Raw genomic sequence first — 9,993 nt, 5'->3', positions numbered from 1 at the left:
CAATCTCTCCGACCTCGGCGTCACCAAAGCCGCCATCCCCGAACTGGTCCAGGGCGCAATCATCGACCCCTCATGCGGAGGGAATCCGATCGAATTGACCGAAGAAAACCTGACAACGCTCTTCAACGCAGCACACTGACAGGCTTGCCGAACCCATCCCTCACCTCTCATACTGGTCGGAGGTGAGGGAGATTTTCATGACGAAAGAGATTGTTCTGATCCACGGTGCTTTTGCCGGGCCGTGGTGTATGGAGGATTATGCGGGCTTCTTTCGTGCACGTGGCTGGACGGTGCATACGCCCGCGCTACGCTATCATTGTGGCGACCCCAAGGCAGATCCCGATCCCGGCCTCACCGACACAAGCGTCCTAGATTACGCCAATGACATTGCAGACTTCGTGCAGGGGTTGGAGAGCAAACCTATTCTACTGGGCCATGCCATTGCGGGGGTAGTGGCGCAGAAGGTGGCGTCTCGGGGGTTGGCCAGCGCAATTGTCCTGATCAACCCAAACGCGGCCTGGGGCACATTGCCCGAAACCGACGACGAACGTGCCGTGCCGCGCGCGTTGATGGAGAGTGGGGCGTTCTGGAAACAGCCCATGCGCGTTGATTTCGATCTGATGGCCCCCTTTGCGCTCAACAAGATGCCCGAGGCGCAGCAGCATGAGGTGTTCGACCAGCTCGGCCCCGAAAGCGGGCGGGTGATGTTCGAGATGTTCTTCTGGATGTTCGACGACCACCACGCGATGAAGGTGGATATCGACAAGGTCGACTGCCCGGTGCTGATTGTTTCAGGCACCGAGGACCGGGCCGTGAACCCCAACACCTGCCGCGCTCTGGCGAAGCTTTACGGAGACCGTGCGACTTTCCTGCCCGTCGACAACCACGCGCATTTTCTGTTCATGGAGCCGGGCTGGGAAGGCCCAGCCGAACAGATTGCCGACTGGTTGGATCGGAATGTTGGGTAAGATGGGGTTTCACCCCATCGTCCCCGCTCCGCTTTAATGGGTTGGAAACCCATCCTACGTCAGTTGTTGGTTTGAAACGTGCTCTGCGGTTTCCAGACCAGAGAGCCATCGTCATTGCGATGACACCGCAACAGCCGTTCCTCGCGCGTGCTGATGGTTGAGGTGACGGTGTTGTCACCGGTCAGCAGGATGAACGCGTCTGGCGAATAGGCCATCCCGCCATAGTAGCAAAACCGCGTCTCGGCCCCGTCCGGAATGGGCGATGCAGTGCTGAGCATCTGCTGCGCGGGGGCTGCCGAGGCCAGCAGGGTCAGGGCCAGCCCTAGGGTTAGTGTTTTCATGTCGTCCTCCCGTTCGGAATTATTTCGTTAGATTTGGTTTTGGCGCCGGAAACCTCAAAATTCGTTCTTGGATTACGGATTGAGGGTAAGTGTGAACGGGATCAACGGGTTAGGCAAGGGGGTTGCGGTGTGCCGGGCTGAAGCCCGGCCTACGGGGTGGGAAGCACCGTACTATCTACCAGTTGCTTGATGCAAAGCATCAAGCACGCGCCCGACCTGCCCCCTTGGGCGGGCGCGTTCCGCACCCATCCTCGGGCAGGGCGCGAGGTTCTCAAAATGCACGGAAGTACTTGTCTCATCCAATGATAAATCGGATGCTACTTTTGCAATCTTACGGATTGCTGTTCTACGATTTTAAAGCCACGAAACGATGGTCTGGCAGTTTTTACTTCGACGCCAGCATAGCCTTTCAAAGCAGTTCTAAATTGAGCGGAAGTTAGATTTGAGTTGGCGCCGATGATAATCTCTCGCAACCTCAGTTCATCTCCAAATGGATGGAAGAACAAGTTTGCGCCACGTGCTTTCAGCTCTTTTTCTTCGCTCGTCAGTTCGACGTATGCTCGCCATTCGTTTTCGTATTCCCAATGCTTGCTCTTAGTGTCTCGAGCGTAAGCAACGAATTGCTCTAGCGCATCGAAGTCCTTAAGGACTTCTGGATCAAATTTAACGAAGCAGTCTGTGTAATCCATTTGGTTAACGTCGCCTGAGACATCAAATCCAAAACAAACCCCTTTGTGATTCCGAGCATAATGGCCCCACATAGTCGGGAGGCACCACTCGCTACTAAACGAGATGAATCCGCGTTCCTGCGAGAATCGATCGATGGTCTGGCCCCATGCTATTCGCGCTTCACGGTTGTCACCAAAGTCGAATGGCTTCATCTCGAAGATATCATTCACTTCGTTGGGGAAGGACAGTTTCAGGCGACGCCTTACAACGTTATCAAGAGCATGATCTGGGCCGGTGAAATAGTAAAGACGTTTGGGTTCACTCAAACGTCCAATTCCTCCACAAACCGCGCGTTTTCCTGAATGTATTGGAACCGCAGTTCGGGTTTTTTGCCCATCAGGCGCTCGACGAGGTCGCCGGTTTCGCCGGGTTCGTCCTCGTCGATGGTGACGCGGATCAGCTTGCGCGAGGCCGGGTCCATCGTGGTCTCTTTCAGGTCCTTGGCGTCCATTTCGCCCAGACCCTTGAAGCGCGAGACGTCAATCTTGCCTTTGCCGCCTAGACCTTTCTCCAGCCACTCGTCGCGCTCGGCCTCGTCCAGACAATAGACACGTTTGGCGCCTTGGGTCAGGCGGTAGAGGGGCGGGCAGGCCAGATACAGGTGGCCCGCGTCGATCATCGGGCGCATCTGCGTGAAGAAGAACGTCATCAGCAGCGATGCGATATGCGCCCCGTCCACATCCGCGTCGGTCATTATGATGATCTTGTCATAGCGCAGGTCGTCGACGTTGAACTTGGTGCCAAGGCCCACACCCAACGCTTGGGTCAGGTCGTTGATCTCGGCATTGGTGCCCAGTTTCGAACTGGCCGCGCCCAGCACGTTCAGAATCTTGCCACGCAGGGGCAGCAGGGCCTGTGTCTTGCGGTCGCGGCCCATCTTGGCGGACCCACCCGCCGAGTCGCCCTCGACAATGAATAATTCCGTGCCGTCGCGTGTTGAACTAGAACAGTCCACCAACTTGCCGGGGAGACGAAGTTTCTTAGTGGCGGACTTGCGTTGTGTTTCCTTCTCGGCCCGTCGGCGCAGGCGTTCTTCGGCCCTCAGGATGAGGAAGTCGAGGATCGCCCCGGCGGATTTCGTATCAGCCGCCAGCCAGTTATCGAAATGGTCGCGGACGGAGTTTTCGACCAGCCGTTGCGCCTCGACCGTGGCCAGACGGTCTTTGGTTTGGCCGACAAATTCCGGTTCCGAGATAAAGCAGGACACCAGCGCGCAGCCGCCGGTGATCAGGTCGTCACGGGTGATCTGACCTGCTTTCTTGTTGTTGATCAGCTCGCCATAGGCCTTGATCCCCTTGAGGACCGCAGCCCAGAAACCGGCGACATGGGTGCCGCCTTCGGGGGTGGGGACGGTGTTACAGTAGGACTGGATGAACCCATCGCGCGAAGGCGTCCAGTTGATCGCCCATTCGACTTTGCCGGGGGTGCCGAACTTCTCGTTAAAGTCCACGGTGCCAGCAAAGGGCTGCTCGGCATAGGTCGACGAGCCGTTCATCGTCTCCTTCAGATAGTCCGACAGGCCGCCGGGGAAGTGAAAGGTCGCCTCGGTCGGGGTTTCACCGTCGTCGATGGCGGATTTCCAGCGGATTTCGACGCCCGAGAACAGATAGGCCTTGGAGCGGATGGATTTGAATAGGCGCGCGGGTTTGAACTTGTGGTGGCCGAAGATGTCGGCGTCGGCGTGGAACGTGACGGTTGTACCGCGCCGGTTGGGCGCTGCGCCTACTTTTTCCACCGGTCCTAGAGGGATACCACGCGAGAACCGTTGTTCGAACAGCTGCTTGTCGCGTGCCACCTGCACGACCATCGAATCCGACAGGGCATTCACCACCGATGCACCCACACCGTGCAGACCGCCCGAAGTCTGATACGCCTTGCCCGAGAACTTGCCGCCCGCGTGCAGGGTACACAGGATCACCTCTAGCGCGGACTTGTCCGGGAATTTCGGGTGGGGGTCGATCGGAATACCGCGCCCGTTGTCGCGCACGGTCAGAGCGTAATCTGCGTGCAGTTCGACCTCTATCCGGTTGGCATGGCCCGCAACAGCTTCGTCCATTGAGTTGTCGAGTATCTCGGCCACCATATGGTGCAATGCACGCTCATCCGTGCCGCCGATATACATGCCGGGGCGTTTGCGGACCGGTTCCAGACCTTCCAGCACCTCGATGGACGAGGCGTCGTAAGCGGTCGTTGTTTCTGGCGTCAACAGATCGTCGGGCATGGGTGCTGCTCTTGTTTTTGAGTTTCCCCCATTATGGCAGGTGATGTGGTCCGGGGGAAGAGGGGCGCGAGGTGTTGTATCCGGTTTGTCGGGGCCAACGGAACCGAAGCGATATTCAGCGCTGTATTGCAGCGCGTTTACAATGACAGCCAGAGAGTTTTGTCTTTAAAGCCACCTCGAACAAGAGAACTTTTCTCAAGCACATCCGAATATTCGTCATCCCAATCACGGAACCGGTCATTTGTGACGATAGCAGCGCCGAGATCCCGCGCTACCTGAAGGACTAGCGGGTCGGCAGGAGTACCCTTCGGCGCAACCATCACGTGGCTGCATGGCAACCCAAGCAAAGCCGCAAGGGAACTGTCGTTCATATAGCGATCTGAGATTTTGTATCCTACATTGGCATCAAAGACGACGCCCGGTGTCCGCCCCTTTGTCTTCAACTCGTCGACAACCTCGCGCACTGAGACGATATTAGGAACACCGCCTTTCCAGTGCAAAACACTTGATCCATCGACGACAGCCCAGTTTTTTGAAGTATTGAGCGGGCGTAGCCTTTTTCCGAACAGTAGCAGCAAACTTGCCAATGCGCACGGACCTGTCAGCAATAACCAATCTGAGAACGCTGGATTGAACATAGCTATAGCAGAGCCAAAACAAGACAGGGCAATAACACAGATGAGAGGGCGCACAGTTGAAAAGTCTTTGGTCAGAAAGTTGTTTCAATAGGGACGTAGCAGACAGTAAGGGTAGCTGCCCAGCATATATCAGTTATGCAAAACAGATTGTTATTAAACCGCGAGCTTTCCAAGGTCTCGTCATATTTCGAAATCACGTTTAGGCTTTGTTCCGGAAGCAGAAATCAGGGGAGCAGAAGAATTGAGTTGGATCAGAACCATTCCACTCGAAGAGGCTACGGGAAAGCTGAGGAGGCTTTATGAACGGGTCACCGGGCCGGACAACAATGTGGACAATATCATGATGGCGCACAGTCTGCGGCCGCATTCGATGGAAGGCCATATGGCGATGTATAAGGCCGTACTGCATCACTCGGGCAACAAGATACCGAAGTGGTTTCTTGAGGTGTTGGGCGTGTGGGTCAGCTCTCTGAACAAGTGTGGATATTGCGTAGAACATCACTTTTCCGGATTGCAGCGGTTGCTGCATGATGAGGTGCGCGGCAATGCGATCCGTGCGGCGATTGAGGCGCGTGATCCGGCCTCGGCCCCGCTGGACGCGGCACAGGTCGAAGCGATGAGATATGCGCGCAAGCTGACCGAGGCACCTGGCGATCTGACTGAGGGGTATGTGATCGCTCTGCGAGAGGCGGGGTGGGAAGATGGCGAGATTCTTGAGATCAATCAGGTGTGTTCGTATTTCTCCTATGCGAACAGAACCGTTTTGGGGTTGGGGTGTTCGACTGACGGAGACGTTTTGGGCTTGTCGCCGAACAACTCGGACAATCCTGATGATTGGGGACATCGGTAAGTGCGGGGCTGGCCGCTCCCCTATGTATTTAGGGGTCATGTAAAGAACGGGCATAGGCCTGTTCTTTGACGCCCCGATAAAACCTATGTCAATTTGACACCAATCAAAGCGCGCCATGTGACAATCGGCTAAGCATCTCCTCGACAGTGAAACCGAGGAGAACATGTATGGATGCGGCACCCCAGATCAAACAAAAATCATCGCAGATCAAAGCTGTAACTGACCTGAAGGCGGATGCCTCGGCACCAACATCCGAGAAAATCCGGCAAGCTTTCGAGAGCGGCAAGTACCCCTATGGCCGCAAGATGGCACGCAAGGATTACGAGGCGCAAAAGGCCGAGCTGCAGGCAGAGTTGCTGAAGGTTCAATTGTGGGCGCAGGAGACCGGGCAGCGGTTTGTGCTGTTGTTCGAGGGCCGCGACGCCGCCGGCAAGGGTGGGACCATCAAGCGGTTTATGGAGCATCTGAACCCGCGTCAGGCGCGTGTGGTCGCATTGAACAAGCCGACGGATGAGGAGAAGGGGCAGTGGTATTACCAGCGTTATGTGCAGCAGCTGCCCACCGTGGGCGAGATGGTGTTTTATGATCGGTCCTGGTACAACCGTGCGGGCGTCGAGCGGGTGATGGGCTTCTGCTCACCCAATGAGTATCTGGAATTCATGCGGCAGACGCCCGAGTTGGAGCGGATGCTGGTGCGCTCGGGCATTCAACTTTATAAGTACTGGTTCTCGGTCACGCAGGAAGAGCAGCAGCGGCGCTTTGGGAGTCGTGAAACTGATCCGTTGAAGCAATGGAAACTGTCACCGATTGACAAGGCTAGCCTGAGCAAATGGGATGATTATACCGAGGCGAAAGAGGCGATGTTCTTCTACACCGACACCGCTGATGCGCCCTGGACGATTGTCAAATCCAACGACAAGAAACGCGCGCGTCTGAACTGCATGCGGCATTTTCTGTCGACGCTAGACTACCCGGACAAAGACCTCAGGATCGTTGGTGAGCCTGATCCGTTGATAGTTGGGCAGGCGCATCACGTAATTCATAACTCGGACCATATTCTGGGGACAGCGCTGCATCCTGACGCGAAGATCGGGTGAAAATCGATAAACTGTAAAGCCGTTGCACCAAAGGTGATGGCTTGCGTCGCTTTGTTCTCGTTAGTCTCATTATGAAATAAGTTTGTTCCGCTCTTGTCTCGGGCAGCGCGCAAGCCTAAGGCTGGCGGAATGAACAAGGTGATGACATATCCCGGCCATTTGCGCGCAATCGCGGTGCTGGGCCTGCCATTGATTGGCGGGCATCTGGCACAGTATGCGATTGGTTTGACCGATACCGTCATGCTAGGCTGGTACGGGGTCGAGGCATTGGCTGCCGTGACGCTGGCCAACAGCTATTACTTCGTCCTGTTCCTGTTTGGTGCCGGGTTTGGGTGGGCCGTAATGCCAATGGTGGCGACCGCTGCCGCCGAGGAGAATGAGACCAGCATTCGCCGCTCCACTCGCATGGGTCTGTGGCTATCACTTATCTATGCGACGGTGATGATCCCCCTTTTGTGGTGGTCCCATCCGATCCTGATTGCTTTGAAGCAAGAGCCGCAAGTTGCTGAAACTGCGTCAGTATACCTGCGGGTCGCGGGGTGGGGCTTGTTCCCGGCGCTGTTGGTGATGGTCCTGAAGTCCTATTTGGCCGCACTTGAGCGGACGCAGATTGTGCTGTGGATCACGATTGTTGCAGCTGTGGTCAATGGCGTGACCAACTATGCGCTGATCTTCGGAAACTGGGGCGCGCCCGAACTTGGGGTGATTGGTGCGGCTATCGCGTCAGTGGTGACGCAGATCGTATCATTGGTGGCGGTCGTGATCTATGCGGTGCGTGCGTTGCCGGAACACAGCTTGTTTCAGCGGTTTTGGCGCCCGGATTGGGAGATGTTCATGAGCGTGCTGCGTTTGGGCGTTCCCATCGGTCTGACGACACTGGCGGAGGTGTCGTTGTTCGCGATCTCAGCTGTCATGATGGGCTGGTTGGGTCCAGTGCCGCTGGCAGCTCACGGGATTGCGTTGAACCTCGCCTCGGCGACGTTCATGGTTCATTTGGGCTTGTCTAATGTGGCGACTATTCGGGCGGGCAACGCGTTGGGTCGACGGGATCGGGCGCATCTTGAGAAAGGCGCGATTACGGTGACCGGGATGTCGTTGATCGTGTCGGTCTTGACGATTGTTCTATTCCTGACATGCGCTGAGCCCCTGATCTCGCTGTTTATGGAGGCTGATGATCCGCAGCGGCCACAGATCCTGCTAATCGGCACTGGCCTGCTGGCGATGGCTGCGTTGTTCCAGCTGGTCGATGGGGCGCAGGTCATCGCACTAGGCCTGTTGCGAGGTTTGCAGGATGCAAAAATACCGATGGTGATGGCCGCACTTAGCTATTGGGTGATTGGTATCCCCGCTTCGTACTATTTCGGCTTTGTTCGAGGTATGGAGGGGATCGGAGTCTGGCTTGGCCTCGTGATTGGCCTCGCTTGTGCTGCCGTATTGTTGATGGCGCGCTTCTGGCTAAGGTCGGTGCGCGATGTAGGAGAAGTTCCCGCCTAGGGGATCATTCTTTGCTCATCCGGTCGGATTTCTTTCGAACAAGTACCGACCGCAAGTCGTGCATTGCCATCAGCAATGGGTCGGTCACGTCCTCTAATTGCGCATCCGTTGCTTTAGACTGAGCCCATTGCGTGGTCAGATTCAGGTAGTCAACCGCACGGTGAATATCATCCATATCGCGGCGGGATAGCAGGGCTTTGCGCTCTTCCATCCAGCGCGCGATTTCATCGTTGTCGGCGTCGCTTAGTACACGCTGGCCCTGCGGTTTGACCTCGCCATTGCGGATGTTGATGACCGCGATCTGTTCCATCTCGATCCGGCGATGGCGATTTTCCGTGTCGATCCTGAACACCGCTGCCCCATTTTCGCGCACGCGGAAATAGTATTCAGGCAGGGCTGTGGACATAACAAACTCCGGTATCAGGTGAGCGCGGCGCAAAAACGTTGGATGCGTGTGCAGGCTTCAGTCAGGGCTTCATCAGAGGTCGCATAGCTGACGCGGAAATTGGGCGACAGACCAAAAGCTGCGCCAAACACCACCGCCACGTCGGCCTCTTCCAGCAGGGCGATTGCGAAGGTTTCGTCCGAATCTATCACGGTGCCCGCGGGTGTGGTTTTCCCGATCAAGCCTGCAATTGATGGATAGACGTAGAACGCGCCTTCGGGTGTCGGGCACGAGATACCGTCGATTTGGCTGAGCATGTCGACGACCAGATCGCGACGGCGTTTGAAGATCTCATTATTCGGCGCAAGAAATGCTTGAGTTCCATTCAGAGCCTCGACTGCTGCCCATTGGCTGACCGAACTGGGATTCGAAGTTGATTGAGATTGCACCTTGCGCATCGCGGCGATCAACTCGACCGGGCCTGCCGCATAGCCAATACGCCAACCGGTCATGGCATAGGCTTTGGAGACGCCATTGCAGGTCAGCGTCCGATCATAAAGTCTCGGTTCCACCTGTGCGGGCGTGCAGAACTCGAACCCGTCATAGGCCAGGTGCTCATACATATCATCGGTCATCACCCAGACATGCGGATGTCGCATCAGGACATCAGTCAGTTCTTTTAGTTCAGAACGGCTATAGCCCGCCCCGGTGGGATTCGAGGGTGAGTTGAAGATGAACCATTTCGTTTTAGGTGTGATTGCGGCTTCCAGTTGATCCGCTGTCAGTTTGAAATTGGTCTGCAGCGAAGTTTCGACGATCACTGGTGTGCCACCGGCCAGTAACACCATGTCCGGGTAGCTGACCCAATAGGGCGCGGGGATGAGGACCTCATCGCCCTCGTTCAGCGTAGCCATCAGCGCGTTGTAAAGCGTCTGCTTACCCCCGGTCCCGACCGAGACCTGAGCGGGCGTATAGTCCAATCCGTGGTCACGCTTCATCTTGGCGCAGACCGCCTGTTTCAGCTCGGGGATGCCGTCCGGAGCAGTGTATTTGGTCTTGCCCGCAGCGATGGCGGCCACGGCGGCGTCCTTGATGTTCTGCGGCGTGTCGAAATCGGGCTCGCCTGCGCTCAGCCCGATCACATCGCGCCCGGCGGCCTTCAGCTCGGCTGCTTTGGACGTCATCGCGATGGTGGGCGAGGGTTTTACGCGTGACAGTGTCGCAGACAGGAAACTCATGGTCGGCCTCGGTTTGTATGTTCAGCCCGACT

Annotated in this window: 10 protein-coding genes and 1 pseudogene; 5 read left to right on the top strand and 6 right to left on the bottom strand. The window is 56.5% G+C overall.

Going from position 1 to position 9,993, the window contains the following annotated elements; translation table 11 throughout:
• Positions 1-139: pseudogene (locus ACR0AH_RS05870) on the top strand (iron-containing alcohol dehydrogenase); the annotation flags it as partial.
• Between the two features lie 58 nt (positions 140-197).
• Positions 198-968: an alpha/beta hydrolase gene (locus ACR0AH_RS05865; protein ID WP_480590824.1), complete on the top strand. Its 771-nt coding sequence runs from the start codon at positions 198-200 to the stop codon at positions 966-968.
• Between the two features lie 59 nt (positions 969-1,027).
• On the opposite strand, the gene ACR0AH_RS05860 is transcribed toward ACR0AH_RS05865, so the two are convergent.
• The 4 genes from ACR0AH_RS05860 to ACR0AH_RS05845 all read right to left on the bottom strand — a co-directional run bounded on the left by ACR0AH_RS05860 (position 1,028) and on the right by ACR0AH_RS05845 (position 4,897).
• Positions 1,028-1,309 (bottom strand): hypothetical protein, encoded by a 282-nt coding sequence (locus ACR0AH_RS05860; protein WP_170511160.1) that lies wholly within the window; start codon positions 1,307-1,309, stop codon positions 1,028-1,030.
• Positions 1,310-1,626: 317 nt separating this feature from the next.
• The gene (locus ACR0AH_RS05855; RefSeq protein ID WP_480590822.1) at positions 1,627-2,304 is read right to left on the bottom strand and encodes a DUF2971 domain-containing protein; all 678 of its coding nucleotides are present in this window, start codon (positions 2,302-2,304) and stop codon (positions 1,627-1,629) included.
• The gene (parE, locus tag ACR0AH_RS05850) at positions 2,301-4,259 is read right to left on the bottom strand and encodes a DNA topoisomerase IV subunit B (RefSeq protein WP_170404808.1); all 1,959 of its coding nucleotides are present in this window, start codon (positions 4,257-4,259) and stop codon (positions 2,301-2,303) included. The genes ACR0AH_RS05855 and parE overlap by 4 nt, the downstream gene beginning before the upstream one ends.
• A gap of 137 nt (positions 4,260-4,396) precedes the next feature.
• The gene (locus ACR0AH_RS05845) at positions 4,397-4,897 is read right to left on the bottom strand and encodes an NYN domain-containing protein (protein WP_480590820.1); all 501 of its coding nucleotides are present in this window, start codon (positions 4,895-4,897) and stop codon (positions 4,397-4,399) included.
• 241 nt (positions 4,898-5,138) lie between these two features.
• On the opposite strand from ACR0AH_RS05845, the gene ACR0AH_RS05840 reads away from it, so the two are divergent.
• The 3 genes from ACR0AH_RS05840 (at position 5,139) to ACR0AH_RS05830 (ending at position 8,338) form a co-directional block, all read left to right on the top strand.
• A complete protein-coding gene (locus tag ACR0AH_RS05840) occupies positions 5,139-5,747 on the top strand; it encodes a carboxymuconolactone decarboxylase family protein (RefSeq protein WP_480590818.1) in 609 nt (202 codons plus the stop codon).
• Positions 5,748-5,914: 167 nt separating this feature from the next.
• Entirely contained in the window at positions 5,915-6,844 is a 930-nt protein-coding gene (gene ppk2 / locus ACR0AH_RS05835; protein ID WP_170404818.1) for a polyphosphate kinase 2, read from the top strand.
• A 129-nt stretch (positions 6,845-6,973) separates the two neighbouring features.
• Positions 6,974-8,338, top strand: a complete 1,365-nt coding sequence (locus ACR0AH_RS05830; RefSeq protein ID WP_480590816.1) for an MATE family efflux transporter — start codon at positions 6,974-6,976, stop codon at positions 8,336-8,338.
• Positions 8,339-8,342: 4 nt separating this feature from the next.
• Here the strand turns inward: ACR0AH_RS05830 and ACR0AH_RS05825 are convergent, their stop codons facing one another.
• Positions 8,343-8,744, bottom strand: a complete 402-nt coding sequence (locus ACR0AH_RS05825; RefSeq protein WP_170404825.1) for a hypothetical protein — start codon at positions 8,742-8,744, stop codon at positions 8,343-8,345.
• Between the two features lie 14 nt (positions 8,745-8,758).
• Complete coding sequence (locus ACR0AH_RS05820; protein ID WP_170404828.1) at positions 8,759-9,961, bottom strand: pyridoxal phosphate-dependent aminotransferase; 1,203 nt, start codon at positions 9,959-9,961, stop codon at positions 8,759-8,761.
• Positions 9,962-9,993: the final 32 nt, after the last annotated feature.

Source organism: Ruegeria sp. AM5 (assembly GCF_056540645.1).
The sequence above is the reverse complement of the archived record's forward strand: the minus strand, read 5'-3'. Positions and strand labels throughout refer to the sequence as shown.